Origin of the sequence: Levilactobacillus wangkuiensis, assembly GCF_016861605.1 — a bacterium.
Taxonomy (GTDB): Bacteria; Bacillota; Bacilli; order Lactobacillales; family Lactobacillaceae; genus Levilactobacillus; species Levilactobacillus wangkuiensis.
The window spans coordinates 44,742-63,975 of sequence record NZ_BOLM01000015.1 but is presented as its reverse complement, the minus strand read 5'-3'; the positions used below and the strand labels follow the sequence as shown (position 1 = coordinate 63,975).

General features: G+C 51.7%; 18 protein-coding genes and 1 tRNA gene. 10 read left to right on the top strand and 9 right to left on the bottom strand.

Annotation, left to right across the window (positions count from 1 at the left end):
* Positions 1-124: 124 nt before the first annotated feature.
* Complete coding sequence (gene brnQ / locus JUF13_RS10550; RefSeq protein ID WP_203639660.1) at positions 125-1,510, bottom strand: branched-chain amino acid transport system II carrier protein; 1,386 nt, start codon at positions 1,508-1,510, stop codon at positions 125-127.
* Positions 1,511-2,020: 510 nt separating this feature from the next.
* Between brnQ and JUF13_RS10545 the strand changes: the two genes are divergently transcribed.
* Complete coding sequence (locus tag JUF13_RS10545) at positions 2,021-3,106, top strand: family 20 glycosylhydrolase (protein ID WP_203639659.1); 1,086 nt, start codon at positions 2,021-2,023, stop codon at positions 3,104-3,106.
* A 48-nt stretch (positions 3,107-3,154) separates the two neighbouring features.
* Here the strand turns inward: JUF13_RS10545 and JUF13_RS10540 are convergent, their stop codons facing one another.
* Complete coding sequence (locus JUF13_RS10540) at positions 3,155-4,102, bottom strand: restriction endonuclease (RefSeq protein WP_203639658.1); 948 nt, start codon at positions 4,100-4,102, stop codon at positions 3,155-3,157.
* A gap of 354 nt (positions 4,103-4,456) precedes the next feature.
* On the opposite strand from JUF13_RS10540, the gene JUF13_RS10535 reads away from it, so the two are divergent.
* Entirely contained in the window at positions 4,457-5,041 is a 585-nt protein-coding gene (locus tag JUF13_RS10535) for a hypothetical protein (protein WP_203639657.1), read from the top strand.
* 645 nt (positions 5,042-5,686) lie between these two features.
* Here JUF13_RS10535 and JUF13_RS10530 read toward each other — a convergent pair.
* The 4 genes from JUF13_RS10530 to JUF13_RS10515 form a co-directional block, all read right to left on the bottom strand.
* The gene (locus JUF13_RS10530) at positions 5,687-6,655 is read right to left on the bottom strand and encodes a helix-turn-helix transcriptional regulator (protein WP_203639656.1); all 969 of its coding nucleotides are present in this window, start codon (positions 6,653-6,655) and stop codon (positions 5,687-5,689) included.
* A 16-nt stretch (positions 6,656-6,671) separates the two neighbouring features.
* Positions 6,672-7,883: a hypothetical protein gene (locus tag JUF13_RS10525; RefSeq protein ID WP_203639655.1), complete on the bottom strand. Its 1,212-nt coding sequence runs from the start codon at positions 7,881-7,883 to the stop codon at positions 6,672-6,674.
* Between the two features lie 125 nt (positions 7,884-8,008).
* Positions 8,009-8,206, bottom strand: coding sequence for a hypothetical protein (locus tag JUF13_RS10520; protein ID WP_203639654.1), 198 nt, complete (start codon positions 8,204-8,206; stop codon positions 8,009-8,011).
* A 184-nt stretch (positions 8,207-8,390) separates the two neighbouring features.
* A complete protein-coding gene (locus JUF13_RS10515) occupies positions 8,391-9,353 on the bottom strand; it encodes a 2-hydroxyacid dehydrogenase family protein (protein WP_203639653.1) in 963 nt (320 codons plus the stop codon).
* A 101-nt stretch (positions 9,354-9,454) separates the two neighbouring features.
* Here JUF13_RS10515 and JUF13_RS10510 point away from each other — a divergent pair, with 101 nt between their 5' ends.
* Both JUF13_RS10510 and JUF13_RS10505 read left to right on the top strand, forming a co-directional pair.
* The gene (locus tag JUF13_RS10510) at positions 9,455-9,856 is read left to right on the top strand and encodes a winged helix-turn-helix transcriptional regulator (RefSeq protein WP_203639652.1); all 402 of its coding nucleotides are present in this window, start codon (positions 9,455-9,457) and stop codon (positions 9,854-9,856) included.
* A gap of 488 nt (positions 9,857-10,344) precedes the next feature.
* Positions 10,345-11,523: a GGDEF domain-containing protein gene (locus tag JUF13_RS10505; RefSeq protein WP_203639651.1), complete on the top strand. Its 1,179-nt coding sequence runs from the start codon at positions 10,345-10,347 to the stop codon at positions 11,521-11,523.
* 322 nt (positions 11,524-11,845) lie between these two features.
* Here JUF13_RS10505 and JUF13_RS10500 read toward each other — a convergent pair.
* Together JUF13_RS10500 and JUF13_RS10495 are read right to left on the bottom strand one after the other, a co-directional pair.
* Positions 11,846-11,917: transfer RNA gene (locus tag JUF13_RS10500), tRNA-Arg, on the bottom strand.
* A 47-nt stretch (positions 11,918-11,964) separates the two neighbouring features.
* A complete protein-coding gene (locus tag JUF13_RS10495; RefSeq protein ID WP_203639650.1) occupies positions 11,965-12,291 on the bottom strand; it encodes a hypothetical protein in 327 nt (108 codons plus the stop codon).
* Positions 12,292-12,715: 424 nt separating this feature from the next.
* On the opposite strand from JUF13_RS10495, the gene JUF13_RS10490 reads away from it, so the two are divergent.
* From JUF13_RS10490 to JUF13_RS10470, 5 genes are all read left to right on the top strand, one after another.
* A complete protein-coding gene (locus tag JUF13_RS10490; protein WP_203639649.1) occupies positions 12,716-13,168 on the top strand; it encodes a MarR family winged helix-turn-helix transcriptional regulator in 453 nt (150 codons plus the stop codon).
* A gap of 31 nt (positions 13,169-13,199) precedes the next feature.
* Complete coding sequence (locus tag JUF13_RS10485; RefSeq protein WP_125765202.1) at positions 13,200-13,847, top strand: NAD(P)H-hydrate epimerase; 648 nt, start codon at positions 13,200-13,202, stop codon at positions 13,845-13,847.
* Positions 13,848-14,442: 595 nt separating this feature from the next.
* Entirely contained in the window at positions 14,443-14,997 is a 555-nt protein-coding gene (locus tag JUF13_RS10480; RefSeq protein ID WP_203639648.1) for a M15 family metallopeptidase, read from the top strand.
* A 184-nt stretch (positions 14,998-15,181) separates the two neighbouring features.
* A complete protein-coding gene (locus JUF13_RS10475) occupies positions 15,182-16,489 on the top strand; it encodes a DUF5776 domain-containing protein (protein ID WP_203639647.1) in 1,308 nt (435 codons plus the stop codon).
* 140 nt (positions 16,490-16,629) lie between these two features.
* Entirely contained in the window at positions 16,630-17,157 is a 528-nt protein-coding gene (locus JUF13_RS10470; protein WP_203639646.1) for a hypothetical protein, read from the top strand.
* Positions 17,158-17,498: 341 nt separating this feature from the next.
* Here JUF13_RS10470 and JUF13_RS10465 read toward each other — a convergent pair whose 3' ends face one another.
* The gene (locus JUF13_RS10465) at positions 17,499-18,125 is read right to left on the bottom strand and encodes an LVIS_2131 family protein (RefSeq protein ID WP_203639645.1); all 627 of its coding nucleotides are present in this window, start codon (positions 18,123-18,125) and stop codon (positions 17,499-17,501) included.
* A 151-nt stretch (positions 18,126-18,276) separates the two neighbouring features.
* Here JUF13_RS10465 and JUF13_RS10460 point away from each other — a divergent pair, with 151 nt between their 5' ends.
* A complete protein-coding gene (locus tag JUF13_RS10460) occupies positions 18,277-19,233 on the top strand; it encodes a linear amide C-N hydrolase (RefSeq protein ID WP_203639644.1) in 957 nt (318 codons plus the stop codon).
* The last annotated feature ends 1 nt before the right edge of the window (position 19,234 follow it).

Genomic DNA, 19,234 nt, shown 5'->3' with positions numbered 1-19,234 from the left:
GATAGTGAATTCAAAACCATCTTAACCATTTAAAAGACCAGCACATCAACATTCTTCTTGACAAGACGTAGAAAAAAATCCCATCAAAATTGACAGGATTTTCTTCGGAATTTGATTTACTCGCCTAAAACCGTTCCCGCTCCGGCAACGTTCCCCGTTGACCGGCCAAGCGCAAGCGGCTCCAAATCAAGCTTAGCGCAAACCCAATCAGCGTCGGGACCAACCAGCCCAGACCCATGCTGGCAAACGGGATGAACTGGTGGTACAGGCCGAGCGCCACTTGAATCGGTGCCAGACTCGTAATCATGGCCGGCGCACTATTTAGCATGTCCAGCACGGCTGGCAACACCGTGAAGGCAATCGTGACCTTGTAGACCGTACCCGCGTATGGCTGCTTGGACACCGTCAGTGAGAGCAGAATCAACGCCAAGGCCAGCGGGTACATCAGCATTAAAACCGGCAACGACCAGCTGATGATCGTATCCAAACCGGCGTTGGCCACCAGGAAGGACAGGATCGTCGTGACCCGCAACCAGGCCCGGTAGCTGACCTTGGGAAATAGCTTGTGGAAATCCTGGGCAAACGAGGACACCAGCCCAATCGCCGTGGTTAACACACCCAGCGTGACTAAGGCGCCCAGCAACAGCGTGCCCACGCGACTGAAGTAATGGCCCACGATTTGGGACAACGCCACCCCGCCATTGGCTGATAGCTTTAACTGACTCATGCTTAGGGCGCCCAAGAGGACCAAGCCGAAGTAGATCAGGACTTCGAGTGAAATGCTGATGAGACCGGCCTTGGCGGTTAACTTGGTCAGCTCACGACCGTGGTACCCGAGCCCGCGAATCGCGTGAATCAAGGTGACGCTCAACGCCAACAGTGCGACGGCATCTAGGGTATTGTAGCCCTCGAGCAGCCCACCAATCGTGGCATTGGCCTGATAGGTCGCGGTCGGCGCCTGGGTCAAGCCACCCATGGGTTTGAGAAAGGCTACCAGGAAGACGACAGCTAATAGCGCCAGGAACCCGGCGTTAAGGTATTTACCCACGATTTTTAGTAACGCGCCCTGGTGCGTGGCGGCGACGTAGGTCAGGGCAAAGAAAACCCCCGTGAAGAGCCACATGCCAATGGTCGAAAAATCCTTGGGAATAAAGGGTTCCGCGGCCATTTCGTAAGCCGTCGCGGCCGTCCGGGGTGTGGCGAAGAACGGCCCAATCGTCAGGTGGACTAAAATTAAGAAAATGGCTGCGTAGTGCTTGCCCACGGGACGGGCCAAATCTAACAAGCCGTCACTCTTGGTGACCACCACGGCCATGATGGCCAGCAGCGGGAACAGCGACCCGGAAATGGCGAATCCCAAGGCGGCCATGAACCAGTTCGATCCGGCCATCTGTCCTAAATGAACCGGAAAAATCAGGTTGCCGGAGCCAAAGAACATGCCGAAGATTAAGGAACTGACGACTAATAATTGACCCCAACTTTGTTTTGGTGCTGCATTTGTCTTTTCCATCATCAATTCCTCCAACTCTTAATTTTTACCCGTAAACGTCAAAAGAGCCCTTCTCCCACTACGGGAAAAGGGCTCTACAAGTAGAACGGTACCACCTTTTTGTGACGGCCGCGGCCACCACACTCATCACGGACTGACATCCGCTAGCCAAATAATGGTGGCAACCACGGCAGCCTTCTCAACCACCGAACTCAGAATTAACCTTCACGAACAGGTGGTGGTCACTTTGCACTTCACGTGACTCCCTAGGCACCAACGGATTCGCTACTACTTTCTTCAACGTTTTGTAAGTATTGAAATGTATTATAGTCTGGTGATTATTAAAAATCAATGGGTAAATTAAAATTAAATGAGATTTTTTTATGTACATCCAAAATTCACCACCAAATCAAATCTCGAAGCCAAGCCATCGAAATTTGACGACCACCGAGCTAACTCGTTGACGGTAGTTCACTCGAACCGCTATGCTAAAAGGAACTCTAAAAAAACGTTTACGCTAGGAGGCGCGCGATGTTCAAAAGAAATCGATGGTGGTTAACCATCCTGTTGGCAACATTAAGTTTGGTTCTATTTTTTAACCGTCCGGCACCCGCTCAGGCGGCCGTCAAAGCATCGACGCTGCCCACACAGCAAGGTCTGCTCATTGATTTAGGACGCAAGCCCATGACGGCCAGTGCCATCAAGCAGATGATCAAGGCCGCGGCCGACCGTAAGTTCACGTACGTGGTCCTCTACCTGAGTGACAACGAGCATTTGAGTTTCCAATCTAAATATCTGAAAAACAAGGCCACCAAGACCGTCCACTCACCCAAAGCTCTGAAACAACTGGTCAGCTATGCCCGCGGTAAGAACGTCCAATTGGTCCCGGCCGTGGACATGCCTTCGCACAGCGGCGCCATTTTACGCCAGCTCAAGAAGTCGCATCCCAAAATTTATCGTCAGGTCAAACTAGACAGTCATACCCTGGATTACACCAAGAAACAGTCCGTGACGCTGACTAATAAGCTGTACGGCGAATTGACTGCTAGTTTCAAGAAGCAGCCCAAACGTGATTTTCTGCTGGGAGCCGACGAAGTTCCCGGGACGAATAAGATGTACAAATCCCTGATCACCTACATTAATCAGGTAAACAAGGCCCAAAACAAGCGCGGCTTTACCACAGTCGTTTGGAACGACTCCCTACTGAAGAGCCAGCTGAGTCAGCTCAACAAGAATATCACCGTGAATTACTGGTCCCAGTCCGGCAACCGGGCGACTACGAAGGAGTTAACGACCCGCCGCACCCAGCGTGTGTCCGTCACCGACCTCGTCAAGGCCAAACGCGGCATCGTCAACGCCAATAGCTACGCGACCTACTACCAGTTCCAGTACATTGGCAACGCCGCGCACGACCAATATTTCATCAGTTATCTGCGCGATTCTTACCGGCCCAACCTGTTCAACGAAATTAGCGCAACTGGTCTCAACCAAGACCGCACCTTCGTTCCTGGTATTAAAACCAACGGCACCCTGGTCAGTCTCTGGGGCCACGACGCCCAAAAGGTCAAGCCAGCGGCCATCGTCAACTTTATTCGTCAATTGTCGGTGCCGAAGTAAGTAAAAATCCGTACTAGCCTACTTGGGCCGGTACGGATTTTTTTGTGTTCAGTCTTCAAAGAAATCCTGATCAATTTCAAATACCTCAAACTGACGTTTCACCTGGACACCGACGTGATACTGGAGCATCAACTCCGTCAGCTGAATGCCATCGACCAGAACAATTGAGAAGCCCTTGGCCGTTTCGACCGCCTTTTTAGAAAAGCCTGACGTTGTGATGAAAACACCCCGGTCCGCGTGGTTGCGTGATAACGCCCCGTAAAACGAATCGATAGCTGGCCGCTGGACGGTATTCTCCGCTTCATAGCGTTTGGCCTGCACGTAGACCGTACTGGTTCCCAGTGCATCTTGATTGATCACGCCATCAATACCACCGTCATTGCTCAGTTGTGTCACCCAAGCCGACCCGTTCGGCCCCTTATATCCCATCGCCGAAAGCAAGTCGACCACTAGGTTTTCAAAAAACTCTGGCGCCGACTCGCGGATTCGTTGGAGAAGGTCCGTGGCCACCTCCGCGTTGTAGCCCTTCACCTGTTGGGTCAATCGGTCTAGGGATGTCGTTGTTTCTGCTTCATCCACTGCTGATTCTGGCGCTGGACTAATTTGGTTACGGGTTTGTCGTTCCTGCAGATCCCGTTGATGTTGAATATACTTAGGTTGTTGATGAATCAAGGCTCCATCAACTAACTGATTCCCATGTACTAACTTGCTTCCCAAGCTCGTCGCCTCATAAAACCCACGCCGGGTACGCCGCAAGAGTCCGGCGGTGGTCAGCTCACTAACTGCCCAGCCCGCCCGATCTTCAATAATATTGTGCTGGTTGGGATAGGTCAATTGGCGCAGTGCTGTCGGCAGAAATAAGGCATTGGCGACCGCGGCATTCAACGCGCGACCACGCCATTCAGCTCGTTGCTCCGCTAATTTCAAAACGATTGGCGCCAGGGCATCCCACGTTGGTAACCCATGCTTGCCCAATTTCAATTGCTGGTAATCCATTTGCCCGCATCCTCCTCGAAACGCTGATGTATACCCTAAGTATACCGGTCTCGGCACTAAAATTCGCAAGCAACAACGGATTTCTCGACTCGTTACACAACTTTTACAAACTTTCCGGACAACTCCTTCCCATCTCACCCAAACGACATTATGTGACACCCCCGAATGCTATGCTAGAACCATCAGATAGGCAAGGTTGCGACTCACAAATGAGGGGTTGTGAAGGAAAAAAGCCAATCGTCTAGTCCACTAAATGTAAACACGACCTCCGTGAACTCGCCCCGAATGTCCTATCTGTCCTACTTACGTGACAAAATTAAGTGTTCGTCTCTGACAAAAGAAAGGTCGATATCCATGACAAACTTAGCATTTTCAAACGTTGATAGCTGGGCCATCTGGTCCGTTCCCACTGAATCCTTAGCCGGCAAAACTGCCAAAGAACGCGAACAAGCCTTTGGCGCCGCTTACCAACCCGAAACGTTCCCAGCCGCTGAATTACCTAGCGATTTAGGCGCCGCCCTCCAAGCCAGCAAATTTGTGCTCGTAGGCATGAACCCCGGCAACGCCGCTGTTGATCATCCAGCCGACGTCGACTTTTTAAATTTCCATGGTCAAAAGAAGAGCCTCGATTACCGTTTGGCCGCCGCTGCTTACGACACGCCAGCCTGGGGCGCCTTCATGACCGACCTGTCAGGTACAATTGAAAGCGACAGCACCAAGGTCCAAATCACTGCCGCTGACGTGGTCGACTTGGAAAGCCACCTCGACGAACTCGGCGTGCCAAGTGACGCCACCTTGATTGCCATGGGCGGCAAGACCGCCGCACCACTGACCAAATTCGCCAAGCGCCCGGTCGCTCAAATCCAGCACTACTCAGGTGCCAACGGCCACTGGAACGCAGAAGACGTCCACAATAAGTTGGTTGAAATCACCAAATAATTTAATAATAGAAACTGGCTCGGGACAAACTCCCGGGCCAGTTTTTGTACGTTTGGTGCTAATACAAAACCGTTATGCAGGCCACTGAATCACCCAACATAACGGTTTTATTGGCATTAATTTGCGGCATAATTTGTACAGTAAGTCGTATTCAAGATCAAATCGCATTCAAGCCGAAACCGTTCAAGAGAAACACTAGTTACGATTCAAACCAGTGTCAGCCGTGAAGTCGGCAAGAATGGGGTCAGCCGTGGGATTTCCCTGTTGACGGGGACCGGCGACAGGGAAATGGCGACTTTGAGACTCGACCCTTAGAGGCTCAAAGCGAGGTCGAAGACCGCTCTTTGGCTTCGGCCGTCCTGCCCACAGCGTTCCGCCCCATTCTTGTCGACTGGTAAGGCGCTGCTCTTTTAACCATTAACCAACAGTGACGACCTAAACCAGTGTCAGGCGGAAGGGCGGCGCCAACTTGCTAAGCCGTGGGAATTCTCTTAGTGGTGATTTTTACCACTTAGAGAATTGGTGTCTTTGAAACTCGGCCTTTGAGGTTCAAAGCAAGCCTGGAGACCGCCCTTCGGCTCCAGACGTCCGCCCACAGCCGTTCCAGTAGGTTGGCGCCGCCCTGTAGGCGAACTCGAGACCCGTTTAGTCGTAGTAACTCATGGTTTTCGTGAGCTCGCGCTTGACGGAATCCACCAACGACTGTGGTGCCACCACCTGAATCTGAGCGCCCTGGCTCAGCACCCACAGCAGCGCCCCCTGTGATGCCAGGTGGTCCCCCTTAATGGTGACGCTACCGTCCTCGCGATTCCACTCGGTGATGCGAGAGTTGGGCAGCTTGTCCAGCGCCGTTTGCGGGTAACCCCAGTAGCGGAACTCGTACGGAATATCCGTCCCACCGCTCAACAAGTAGGTCTTATTTCGCAAAGCGCCTTCATCAATTTTCTTATCGCCAGGCACCTTCACCACGGCACGGGTGGTGCGGGCATCTTGGAAACGGTCCAAGCGATACACCAGACTCTTATTTATTTCCGGAATGTACATCACCACATAGAAATAGAAATCGGCGAAATAAATGCTCAACGGCACGCCATAACCAGGCTTGCTGAGTGCGCGGCCCTGCGCATCGGGCACACTACTGCGGTAATGAAATTTAATCGGCGTCTTGTGGCTGACCCAGTCGGCGAAGTCCTTTAGCCAGGGCAAAATCTCCTTATCGCCATTGGAAAATAACGGCGTGTAATGAACCAGTGAATTACTGATCAATTTCTGAATCGACCCCCGTTCGTTATCGGCGACCAGGTCGAGCAAACTGTCCTTGACCCGCAACAGTTCTTCTCGGGTGAGGGACCGGGTCCCAATCACAATTTTTAACAGCGCGAGAATTTCCTCGGCCGACAGCGCCCCGTCCTTTGCTAACCAGTACGTCTTGCCCTTTTGCTGTAGTTGATAGGCTGAGTCGTTGTCCGCCAGTGTTTCCCGAATGAGCTTCGTATCCCGTTCCAGGCTTCGTTCAGAGACCTGATAAGTCTCCTTACCATTGGTATCCGTTGTAATCTTTTCACCCGCCAATAACTTTATCAGCACGTCAACCGCGCGTTCGCGTCCCTTCATAAATGCCGCCTCCTAATTAGTTTGGAAATTTCAAAATCCCTTGCATCTGGCCGACCACCAATAGGGCCGTCACCAGTTCATCAAATTCTAAATCGTACATGATCGGGTCGTCTGCATCCCCGGCGTAAACGTCGTAGACCGTCTCGATTTCACCCCGTTGCTCGTCATTTTCCTTTAACTGCAGCTTGTTGATTATCCCGTCCGTCACAATCAGCGCTTCCACTCTTGCCTGGTGCACTTGCCGTTGCTGGCGCAGAGAAATCTGCATGCCCGCGCTAGACGCCAAGTCGGCCAGCCAAGCGGTCAGATTCTCATCGGCGGTCAAGTCGCGCAGGGGCATGCCGTGATAAATAAATGACGTCATTTGGCCAAAAACAGACGCCGTCATCGGGTCACCCAACTGCTCATGTGGGGTATCAAATTGGTACTGGTACGTCTGATATTGGCGATCATGCAGGATTGGCAACGCCGCAACCGCATCAAAGTCCGCCAACGTCTGAACTTCGAGGGGAACCGAACACTGATTGCGGGTGATCACTAGCTGCGAATCAGCAAACGACTCCGTGGAAACCCGTGGCACCAACAATAAGGACGTCAATGCCCAGGCGGGAATGCCGAGCCGGAGACCTAATAAGACGCTCACCAATTTTTGTAACGGCACGTTGTCAATCACCACGCTGCCGTGTTGATCACGCACGGCGTAGTAGTCGCCCGTGGTGGTCAGCAGGACTTTGGGCAGGTCGCTCGGTCGTAAGAAGTCCGTCTGATCCGACATTTTGGCCAGCCAATCTTCCCCGTTAGCCTCCAGGACTTCGTGCGCCACCCAGCGATCGTTGGTGGATTGCCAGATATGTTGGGTTTCTTGCACGCCCCCGGTGACCACGAACCCCTGCTGGTTCAACTCGTGAATCAGAAAGACCAGGACTCCCAACTCGGCGTCCCACCGTGAGGCCGGTTTGCCCACGCCATTTGCCATGAACTGCGCCAGGGTGCGCTGTAAATCCTGCGACGTGAGGTAGGGGCCCACGTACACCTCACCGTTCTCGTTGTACAGCTGAAACCGATTATGAGCCTGACCGAATCGCCGAATCCCCCGCGTCAGCAGTGTGCCTTCCCCGTCTGCCTCGATTGATTCGCCCCGACTCGTTTGTTGGGTCACGAAGTTCAGATAAAGATCGTGATGCCGGATGAATTTGTTCACATCGCCTTGAATTTTGGGTATTGTCATCGCGCATCCTCCTCAGATTGATTTGTCACTTTTCAGTATACCGACCACCCGCGACACCATATGTCGTCCTGAAAAATTTGTTAAAAATACGGCCGACCCGGTTGCGATAGTCGGGTGAAGCCCCGTCATCGGCGCACCCCCATCGCTGGAAACAAACGGTCGACGGTCGCCATAAACGCTTCCGTGCGTGCCACTCCCAACACTTTGAGGCTGGACTCAAACTCGGCCGACGTGGGTAACGTACCGGACAACCTTTGACTAACGGTTAACAAACCAATCACCATTTTTTCGCGGTCGGTGATTGGGACATACGTGGGTTTCATTTCACAAAACTCCTTTCCATTGCTGGGCTAACTGCATTTGCTGACCTCAGTTTAGCAACCCATTCCGACAGAATTTGTCGAATAGCGGTGGTGGAAGTGAATTAAACTAAAAACCAGTCCACGACAAAAAGGCCCGCCAGCCTTCCGCTAGGAAAGTTGACGGGTCTCATAACTTGTCTAATACTTATTTATTGACGACATACTTCGGATCTTGACCCTTAGCCATCAGGATCACGTTACCGGCCACGATGTCGGCCATGGCATTCCGAGCTTCCACCGTTGCGTTACCAATGTGGGGCGTCAAAATGACGTTCTTTAGCGTGGTGAAGCCGTGGTCGACTTGCGGTTCATTTTCATAAACATCCAGCGCAGCGCCACCAATTTCCTTCGTTTGTAAGGCCTGTAACAGCGCGGCTTCATCCAAGATTGGTCCCCGACCCACATTAATAATAGCAGCCGTTGATTTCATCTGCTTAAATGTTTCGGCATTAAATTGATGCTTCGTTTCTGGTGTGAGCGGTGCGTTGATACTGATGAAATCGCTGCTCTTAACCAGGTCATCAAAAGATTGGTAGGTCACGTTGAGGGCTGCTTCATCCGCACTAGCCAAGCGGTGTGGGGAGAAGTAGCTGACCTTCATCCCCAGGCTGCCGGCCTTGCGCGCCACTTCGCTCCCGATACTGCCTAAGCCAAAGATGCCCAGCGTCTTGCCGGTAATTTCATGACCCAGGAAGTAGAGCGGTGCCCAGCCAGGAAAGCCCACGGTGCGCATCTGCTGGTCACCCTCGACCATCCGGTGACTCAGGGCTAAAATCAGACTAAGCGTCAATTCAGCCACCGAGTTCGTCGAAACCTTGGGTGTGTTCGTCACGAGAATGCCTTTTTCCTTGGCGTAAGCGCTATCAATATTGTTGAAACCAGCGCCAAAGTTTGCAATCAACTTGAGTTTCGGTGCCGCATCGATAATCTCCCGGTCAACGAACGTGGATAACGTGGTGATCAAGAAGTCAGCCGTGGCGGCCTTGGCCAGTAACTCTTCGTGTGAAATCAAGCCATCGCCGGTATAACTCTCAACGTCTAAATGATTGTCACGCAGCTGTTTCAGGGCAACTTCAGGGAATTGGGCAGTTAAATATACTTTTGTCATGATTTTTCCTCCTAAACTTTGATACACTTAGCTTAAGCCCTAATCGGCTGTCCCACAATAACGCACTTTTTAGTTACCGGTCCGTCAAAGGAGGTCTTCACGTGACTGATACAGTTCGTAAACTCGTTCGGCAAAGGCTGAAGAACGGCGATTACACTTGTCGCAAGGAATTCACCCTAGCCATGTTTAGTGGTAAATGGAAGGTGAACATCATCTACCATTTGGGCCACGAAGGGACTTATTATTTTTATCAATTACAAACGCTACTCCCTAACACGTCGCACAAGGAGCTCGCTAAGAAACTCAAGGAGTTGGTCGCAGACGGTTTGATCAGCCGAGAGGAAGAGGACGGTCCCCGCATTAAAATGGCCTATTCCCTGACACCACTGGGTGAGTCGCTCTTGCCAATCATCGACAGCATGTACGACTGGGGTGAGCAGCGGTTGCAGGAGCTGCATATGAACAACGTCCCCTTCAACCTGGGGCCGGTTAAAAATAACTAGCGGTCCTTGGCTTTCGTTCCCGGCGGCGGGCTCAAAGTGGCCTGCTATGGGGAACGGCTCCAGCCTGAGAGGCGGTCTGGGGCCTCGCCTTTGAGCCAAAGGTCGGTCTCAAAGGTCGTCCCGTGCTCTAAACTGAGAAATTCACTCAGTTAAGACCACCGACACAGCTGGCCACTTTGGCCCGCCTCTAGTCACTGACACAAGCGTTCATTTTTAACCTAGGGGGTCCTTTCACTTCGAATCAGATTAACGTTTACAAAAACGTAACCGTTTACATAACGATAGTGTTCTTTTGCGCGCCCGTTTATTTTTCCCAAGCCACTAGTCCTACAGCTAGCGGCTTTTTGGGTTTGCCCGCGCATATTTCCCTCACTCTCTCCAACATGGCCACTATTTTGACGAAATATTTATTAATCAGCGAAACCGTTCTCCCCATTTATGGTATGCTTAAGGCTGTACTTAGAACAGTTCTTTGAGCAGGTGAATTGATGTCAATTCTCGAAAACTTTTTTCAGGATCTATTTAATATAAAATCGGTCATTATGGCCCTGATTACTATCGGGTTGATTGCCCTGATGATGGTCATGACCTACCTGGTTTCCCAGCGTACCATTCGTCGGTCACGGGCTTACACCGTGGGCGTGCATCTGATTGAAGCCGCCATCGTCATCGGCGGGGTCGTCCTGTTGCGCCAAACCTTCTGGGCTCTAAATGGTGGGAGTGTGGCTGACTGGGGCTATGTGATTGCCCAGCTGATTATTCTGTTGTTCAGCCTCTATGCCATGCAAACGCTGGCGGTGACCCTGGTCAATCTACTGATGCCATTAGTCTTTTATGGCCAATCCCTCTACCTCGGTTCCAGTCCGCGGCTATGGTGGCTCTTCGTCTTGATGCTTCTCCTGCTGAGCGGCGTGGTCGGCTACATCAGCCGGCACCAGGCCCTGGCATTGGAATCTGAATGGCGTTATCTCTTATTACAATTTCTATACGGCCTGGCTTGGTGTGTGATCATCTGGTCAGTCCTGCCGTATCACTGGTTTTACGCGAGCAACGTGCTCGTGATTTTCATCCTCTACATGTGGATCATTCGGGTCTTCGTGACCCGGGTCAACCTGATGATTGCCCACTTTGCGCGGCTCAGTCAGGCGGCTAACTACGATGAGCTGACCGGTGTCCGTAACCGGGCCAACTTTGATACGACCACGGTCGGCGTCTTCGGCGTTTACCAGCGGCACCCCGCGAAGCCGATTACCATGGCGATGTTTGACATCGACCATTTTAAAGTCTTCAACGACGAGTACGGTCATCTCACTGGCGATGCCGTCCTTAAGCACGTCGCACAACACTTTAACCAGGCGCTCACCCGGCAAACCGACACGGGCGAGTTGTTCCGGTACGGGGGCGAAGAGTTCGTCATTATCTTCGAGGACGAGTCACCTAGCGCCGCCGAAACCATCGTGACGGCTATCCGCAATACGCTGGAGGAACATCCGGTCCACGTTAACGGGCAAAAGTTAACCGTGACGGTCTCGGTCGGTATTTCTGCGCTTGAACCGGCGGACCTGGACTTTGACAGCTGGTTCAAGCGGGTCGACCACTACCTGTACCTCTCCAAGGAAGGCGGCCGCGACCGGATCACCGTTGAGGGTCAAACACGGAAATTTTAAATTGACTATCTTGATATGAACTAGTAACATTCAGAGTTAAGGAAAGGTCGGTTCGCCCGGTCGCTAGTTCAGGTACTGCCGAAAACTAGTTATTATGAGTCACAAAAGTGGCCAGCTACTTAATTGTAGCTGGCCACTTTTGTGTACTACTCTGGCCCATGTCATGTTATTAGCGTAAGATGCGGGCTTCTCTCTCAATTCAATAAAAAGACAACCAGCCTCAGCCAATATCCCATCCAAAAAAGTCAGTCGCACTTTCCGTTGTTAGAGATATTAGGCAGAGACTCGTTCTCTTAGACGACTAATTAACCTAAATACGCGATGCGCCCCCCGAGAGTCGAACTCGGATCATGAGGACCGAAATCTCATGTGCTATCCATTACACTAAGGGCGCGCTACGTCTTTATTTTAGTCCTAAATTAGTCCAATGACCAAATAATTTTATCGGGCGCCGGAAGCTTTGATGGCTTGTTGTTCTAAATAGTCCTCTGCGGCATCTGAATTTTCGCGGAAATCGGCCACAAACGAGTCGCCCTGGGGCTTAACCACAGCGGTCTGATCACCATTAATGTCGGTAACGGTCAGGGTTTCCCCGGCCCAATCCGCTGTATCGTAGTGCCCGTCTTCAATTTGGTCGAGCACATTTTGAAAAATATCCAGGACGGCCTGCCGGATGATGACGTCTTCACTCACGTCCTCTCCCTGCTGTTTAAGCTGAAGCTGGCGCATCTGCACCTCATCCATATCGGTTGGTACTTGGATAATCATATTTGTTGCCTCCTATAATTAGTTTTATTGCTATTCTAGCACGTTCCGGCAAAGAATAGAGTCAAAGCGTTATCCTTCTCCGCAATCTGGTGTAAACTAAGGGTATATGAACGACTATGTTTTGGTACCGGCAACCGTCTAGATTTAAGTCTCTCATTCAGTTTGGACAGTTGGGCTATGTCAACGTTCGCCGCAGGGCTGGTGAAAATGAGCTCAGCCGTGGGAATTCCCTTAGCGGCAGCGCCGGTTAGGGAATTGCTAGCTTTGTGACTCGCTTCTCAGAGGCACAAAGTAAGTCCGGAGACCGCTCTTTGGCTCCGGACGGGCGCCCACCGCGAACCGGCCTCATTTTCACCAGCCCGGAGGCCCTGTCAACGTGCCGCGTACCGGACATGACTAAGTAAACTAGGAGGTGGGGCGACTCATGGAAGACTCGATATTAGACTTTACCACGAACCTGGCCATCCTCCACCGGCAGTTTCAGCGGGCAATGAACCAGATTCTGGAGGCCGACAAGATGCCGGTCAACATCACCGAATTTTATTTGTTAGTGCTGGTCTCCGAAACCAGCCAGCTCAATCAACGGCGCGCCGCGTGGACGATGGCGGTCGACGAGGGCTTAATGGCCCGCATGGTCCAGCACCTCGTCAGCCTGTCTTTACTACAAAAAGAAACCGACCCCGATGACCGCCGCAACCGGCGTCTCAAACTCACCGCTGACGGCCAGGAGTTGGTGAAGCAAGCCATCGCCGTCCTCCACGATTGGTGGCAGGACGCCACGCCGCCAGACAGCGCCTTTGACTACGCCAACATTACCAATCAGCTCCAACTACTTTCATCACGTGTTCTCCGTGACCAGCAGTCCGAATCCCACTAGCCACGCCTTTCCCTACTAAGGAGGGATTTTTATGAGTAAAGCCATTACCATTGCCGAGGCCCAGCGCTACGACGCCCACACCATCAACGTGATCGGCATCCCCGCGCTAGTCCTGATGGAACGAGCCGCCTTGGCAACTTTCAACAACATTTTAAATGACGACTTCGACCTGAGCCGCGTCGTGGTCGTGGCCGCTACCGGCAACAATGGTGGCGACGGTATCGCGGTCGCCCGCCTACTCAAGATTCGCGGCATTGACGTGGAAATCTACCTGCTGGGCAACCCCGACAAGGCAACACCGCAAACCAGCCAACAATTAAAAATTGCGAACTACTACAGTATTCCCGTGACCAACGACCTGAACCACGTGGTCAACGCCACCGTCATCGTCGACGCCATCTTCGGCGTGGGCCTGTCGCGTGAGGTCACTGGTAAATTTGCGGACGCCATCAATGCGATTAACGCGGCGGACGCCAAGACCGTGGCCATCGACGTGCCTTCGGGCATCAACGCCGACACCGGCGACGTCATGGGCGTTGCGGTCGTGGCCGACAGTACGACCACCATGGCCTACAATAAGATTGGCCTGTTGACCACGATTGGCAAGCAGCACGCCGGCACGATTCACGTGGCCGATATCGGTATCTACGCCCAGGATCATTTGGAACATGCCCGGTGATTGGCTAGTGAGTTAACCAACCGAGAAATATTGCTTAGAAAATATCGTAAAACGCGTAAAATGGGATGTGCGAGAGCTGAGTGACTTTCGTGTTTCCCGACTAACGGTTGACCTCCTTAGGGAGTCGGCCGTTTTTTTTTGCGCGCAATTGACCGGTCCACCTGCGGCAGTCAGGTACTTCCACCCTGTGGGGCACGGCCGGAGCCTGGGAAGCGGTCTCCAACCTCGTCGCCAAGCCTTGCCCAGCCCGCAAGTCTCGCCGACGGCCCGTGCTGTAAGGCCGGGAAAATCACCCGGCCAACACCACCGACACAGAGTTCCGCACCTGACTGCCTCCGGTTCCCCTGGTTGGCGTTAAAGAAAATGGCCGACGCCACTAGTCGCTCAATCGTTCAACTACTATAATTAGTGGCATTTGGTCGATAATCCTCGTTAAAATCCTAACCAGGTTTTCCCAAGCCACTTCACAAGCTTTCCCCTCTGAAACCCGGTATACTGGTCACAACAGCTATGCTGACACTTACTTTGGTTGTGTTCCTTTGACTCATAAAGTGCCAATTACAACCAACAGCATAAATTCACTTGGAGGTGCACCATGACACAACTCGAAACTGGCTTTACCAACGTTCAAGCGCTGGACCCCAGCATTCTGGTCGACCTGCGCTATGCCACCCCTGACAATTTTACCCATCACGTGATTTATGATTTCACGACCGCCATCGCGCGGACCGGCACGGCGAAGAAGCTCGCCAAGGCTAGTGCCCTACTGCGTGAACAGGGCTACCGGTTAAAGGTGTGGGACGCTTACCGTCCTGTCCCTGCGCAAGAAAAATTGTATGACGTTTACCCGGACCCTTCGTTCGTGGCCAAACCCAACCCCAATTTCTCCCATCAAAAGGGCGTGACCTTTGACCTGACACTCCGTGACCTCGACGGCAATGAATTGGAAATGCAGACGCCGTTTGACGACTTCACCGTGGCCGCTCACCGGGACCATCCCCGGACTGCGACTCAGGAAAAGCATTACCAAATTCTAGACCGGGCCATGCAGGAAGCCGGCTTCTTCGGCTACGAGAACGAGTGGTGGGACTACCGTGATACGCAGATGGACGACTACGAGCCGGCTGCGGCTGATCCGAACGACTTTTAACCTCATTCAATAGCTTGCAATCACTAAACATTGACGCTTAATTCTGGCGGGACAATTCCAATCAAATTGTCCCGCTTTTTTTGGTTTTTATTGCAAATTATAAACGATTGACGGCTTATATTGTTATTATTTATTTTACGACTTATACTTTAAATACCAAATAAATACACTAGGGGTATGAATCATGAAAAATAGACTTTGGACCATTCCATTCCTGCTATTTTCAGTTACTTTGATTGCATCGATTAACCAACCAACTACTAATGTGAGTGCCAATTCTCAGGACACGTCTTCTGTTACTGCGAACAACTCTGAAACGACTAGTATATCCAACAGTAAAGATGTGGTTAAATTAGCATCCACATATGGAACATCAGCCGCGTATGGCAATCTTTATACAGGTGGTACCAGTGACGATCGCTACCCGCTTTACTTTGACGATGGTTCCCAGCTCTCATCTGATGCCGATATTTCAACGGGCATAAATAAGATGATAGACAACATTATTATTAATGCAGATACAGGCGTCGTGTATTACGGTATTTACTCCGGTTACCATCTTGATACAGATAACTTTTACATGAAATTTGATTCAGCCAAAATGACTTTTGAATCAAATAAAAAACCAGTAAAAATTACATTGAACTTCTATGACACAACAGATTCAACTAAGACCATTCAAACCAGAACAGTCGATACCGGATTTGACGCTGGCACACCTTTGTTTGATGCCGCAATGAGTGGCCTGAAAGCCTTAAACGTTCAACTTAAAGGATATACGCTTGATTCTAAGACTCCCACAACGAGCACCAGTGATACTGCTGCTCAAACCGCCACAGTCAATTACCACTACACCAAGGACCCAGATACCAGCACACCAAGTGACCACCCCGGTACCAAGACTTCAGGTAACACTGGCAGTACTTCAAACAACGTAAGCACCACCAGCAACACTTCAAGCACCACTCCAGCTACCACAACCAGTAGTAGCGCATCCCTCACGACATCTGGCGCCGCTGACCAAGCCGACACCACCAAAGTTTCTGCCGTCAAGGGCTCAGCTGTTTACGCGACCAAGAAGATTGCGCTCTACAACAAGCCAACCTTCACCAAGGCTACGCGGGCACACTGGTACGCCAAGCAGACTCGGCCAAATCGGCCACAATTTGTCGTCACCGGTTACGCCCGGTCCAATGCTGGACGGCTCCGTTACCGTGTCCGCTCCCTTGATGGTCGCACCGGCTACATCACGGCCAATGCTAACTTTGTCCGTAACACTTACTACCACACCAACCCCAAGACTATCCGCGTCATCGGTAATCACGGTCTCAACGCCTACCATAAGGTAAACTTGAGCGGCAAGGTGCGGCACTACAAGCGTGGCACCACGCTAAAAATCAAGCGGATTGAGAAGCACAACCTGACCACTCGGCTGGTTCTCACCAATGGCACTTACATCACCGGGAACAAGACCTTAGTCATCAAGAAATAAGGTCACCTCGGTGTCACCACACTATTTAAACACCCCTAGTCCGTTGGCTTTGTTGCCGGCGGACTTTTTAGTTCCCTAGTTTCTTCTATCTGCTATGACGCCTATAATATAAGTTGTTAAATCATTTAGGAGGGACACCCATGCTTACGGGTTTACTAACCGTGTTCATCGTCTATGCCGTTTTCGTTGTCATCTTTGTCATCCTGACGCTTTACCTGATTCACGTTTACAACCGTTTACGAACGGGTAAATATGACGTCAGCGTCCAGGACCTCGCCCGTCACACCCTTGCGCAGGACCAATTTTTCCAAGAACATCCGGCAGAGAAGCGCGTGAACGACGCCTACCGACCCCGGATACAAATATCTTCATATATCTTTCTCGCAGCCGTTATTTTGCCAATGTTGTGGATCGTTATGTTCCCTGGGGTGGGCTCACCGACTGCCGTCTTGAGTCTGATTGCGATTTTTGCCATCGCCGTTGGGCTTTCGCAATGGCGAATGTTCTCGACCAAACGCCAACTGCGCCAAATTTACCGGCAAAACAACCTACTAATGGCCACCCACGTTCGGGTCAACCGGCTGGGTACCGTCTTTCAAATTTACATGGTCGTCTTCGCCTACGCAACGCTGCTGGTCGATACCGTTTATACCATTTTCTGGTTCTGATCTACTAAGAGAAATTACCTGCTAATCCTAAAGTTTCATGCTATACTACAGTCAATCAAAAAGAAGCTGGTGGTCGTACACCAGCTTCTCAGATGTTAGCTAGCCGTTAAAAGGGCAATAGCCGATTAGGTTCAACTCATGTTGCGAGTCTTCCCAAACCTGCTAAAGTTTGAGGGAAGGCTTATTTTTTTGGCTTTTGCTGGTCGCGCCAAATCTGGTATAAAAATACTGCCAGAGCCAACACGAAAGACATCCAGTCGTTCACCAAAACCGACTAATCACGTAGAGAAAACAAAATCGCCTATAAATCCCGTTATATCAAGGATTTATAGGCGATATTTTTATTCACTCATCATAAACGAATGATCCGGAATCCGAATCAAGGTGAAGCGGTTGGCGAGTCGACCCGCGTGAAGGCCAATGCCGTTAACGAAGGACTTCTTGTAGGTCGTTTCGATGACGCCGACCCAGGCCTTTTGGTGCCGCTGATCATACTTGGCCACCTGTTTGGTGTTCCACTTGTACGCCGAAGCAGGCAGGTTAATGGCCTTCTTGCCCGCCGAAACGGTCGCATCGGTACTGCTGACCTGGTATTTTTCCCCTTCGGTCAGGTATGTATAGGTCTGTACGGGCTTCTTCCCGGTACTGTTGTTCACGGTCACGTAGTACGCGGACCCGCTGCCACTCCCGGTATTGATGACCAGTGGTTCGTAACGGGTGGTCTGACTGACCCGGTCGCCCAATTGGTTGACGTTTTGGAAGAAAGTCGTGTAACTCATCCCCCCGAAGAACAACAGCCAAACGACCAGCTCAATCGTTGAAATGGTAAAGTTCCGCCACGAAAAACTGTGGTGTTCCTTCACAATGAGGCGAATCCGCCGCACGCGCATGTCGTGGACCATCCAGACCAGCGTTACGAGGACGAGCAGCCAGAGTGCCATCCCCACCAAATTCCATGTCGATTTCATTTTCCCAGTTCCCTTCCAGAGTTAAGCCGCAAAATTCGGGTAAATCTTCTCTCTAATAGCTTACGAGATTCATGCCGGGAATACAAGCCACAGTCCCGGCCAATTTCAATGGTATACTGAAGTCAATTTCTTATATAAGGAGGAATCCCTTGTGTGTACTAGTCTAACCTATACGGCCGCGACAGGCCACCACTTTTTTGGGCGAACCATGGATTTTCCCACGACCACACCCTGGCGGCCGGTTTTCCTGCCCAGGCACTACCGGTGGCAAACGGCCCTGAATACCACGCGTACCACCCGTTACGCCTTACTGGGCGGCGGTCGCATCTCGGCGGACTTTTCCGCGTACCTGATGGCCGACGGCGTAAATGAAAACGGTCTCACATGTGCCGAACTCTACCTGCCCGGTGCCGTCGATTACGCCGACGACCCGATCCCTGGCCACGCAAACCTGACGCCCCAGGATTTCATCAACTGGGTCTTAGGCGAGCATGCCACGCTAGCCGAGGTCGTAGCTGACCTGCCCCACGTGACCCTCGTCGGTCGCAAATGGGGCGCAGACAAGTACGTCTACCCCTTCCACTGGATTCTCAGTGACCGGTCGGGGCAGACGTTGGTCATCGAACCCACTGGCGGCCCCCTGACCGCTAAACCCGATGCGGCTGCGGTTCTGACCAACACCCCGGTCTTAGCTACCCACCTGCAAAATCTCAACGACTTTCTCGGCGTTCCCGGTCCGGACTTCACGCCGGCTACCATCACCGCCGCGAAATCCTACATAGCGAGTGGCGCGCCACTCCCCGCGGGCCCGGTTCCCACTCGGCGCTTCATCCATATGGCCGTTCAACGCTGGGGCACCCCCACGATTGCCACAACCGATGCCACCGTCACCCAACTTTTTGACTGGTTAGCGGCCGTTATTTTGCCGTACGACCCCGCTCGTCGCAATCAAGGTAACCATAATTACACCCATTACCGGGGAATTATCGATTTAACCCGGCTGACATATTTCTTTATGTCACGAACAACCAACCGGCTGCAACAAATCACTTTGACCCCTGAAATGGCGGCCCACCGGCATTTTCCGCACGCTTATCCCGCTGATTAAC

What these genes read in the sequence shown, in the direction of transcription:
- brnQ (WP_203639660.1), bottom strand. Translation starts at nt 1,510, where the DNA reads ATGGAAAAGACAAATGCAGCACCAAAACAAAGTTGGGGTCAATTATTA.
- JUF13_RS10465 (WP_203639645.1), bottom strand. Translation starts at nt 18,125, where the DNA reads ATGAAATCGACATGGAATTTGGTGGGGATGGCACTCTGGCTGCTCGTC.
- JUF13_RS10530 (WP_203639656.1), bottom strand. Translation starts at nt 6,655, where the DNA reads ATGAAGGGACGCGAACGCGCGGTTGACGTGCTGATAAAGTTATTGGCG.
- JUF13_RS10520 (WP_203639654.1), bottom strand. Translation starts at nt 8,206, where the DNA reads ATGAAACCCACGTATGTCCCAATCACCGACCGCGAAAAAATGGTGATT.
- JUF13_RS10525 (WP_203639655.1), bottom strand. Translation starts at nt 7,883, where the DNA reads ATGACAATACCCAAAATTCAAGGCGATGTGAACAAATTCATCCGGCAT.
- JUF13_RS10495 (WP_203639650.1), bottom strand. Translation starts at nt 12,291, where the DNA reads ATGATTATCCAAGTACCAACCGATATGGATGAGGTGCAGATGCGCCAG.
- JUF13_RS10540 (WP_203639658.1), bottom strand. Translation starts at nt 4,102, where the DNA reads ATGGATTACCAGCAATTGAAATTGGGCAAGCATGGGTTACCAACGTGG.
- JUF13_RS10505 (WP_203639651.1), top strand. Translation starts at nt 10,345, where the DNA reads ATGTCAATTCTCGAAAACTTTTTTCAGGATCTATTTAATATAAAATCG.
- JUF13_RS10470 (WP_203639646.1), top strand. Translation starts at nt 16,630, where the DNA reads ATGCTTACGGGTTTACTAACCGTGTTCATCGTCTATGCCGTTTTCGTT.
- JUF13_RS10535 (WP_203639657.1), top strand. Translation starts at nt 4,457, where the DNA reads ATGACAAACTTAGCATTTTCAAACGTTGATAGCTGGGCCATCTGGTCC.
- JUF13_RS10545 (WP_203639659.1), top strand. Translation starts at nt 2,021, where the DNA reads ATGTTCAAAAGAAATCGATGGTGGTTAACCATCCTGTTGGCAACATTA.
- JUF13_RS10485 (WP_125765202.1), top strand. Translation starts at nt 13,200, where the DNA reads ATGAGTAAAGCCATTACCATTGCCGAGGCCCAGCGCTACGACGCCCAC.
- JUF13_RS10515 (WP_203639653.1), bottom strand. Translation starts at nt 9,353, where the DNA reads ATGACAAAAGTATATTTAACTGCCCAATTCCCTGAAGTTGCCCTGAAA.
- JUF13_RS10490 (WP_203639649.1), top strand. Translation starts at nt 12,716, where the DNA reads ATGGAAGACTCGATATTAGACTTTACCACGAACCTGGCCATCCTCCAC.
- JUF13_RS10480 (WP_203639648.1), top strand. Translation starts at nt 14,443, where the DNA reads ATGACACAACTCGAAACTGGCTTTACCAACGTTCAAGCGCTGGACCCC.
- JUF13_RS10475 (WP_203639647.1), top strand. Translation starts at nt 15,182, where the DNA reads ATGAAAAATAGACTTTGGACCATTCCATTCCTGCTATTTTCAGTTACT.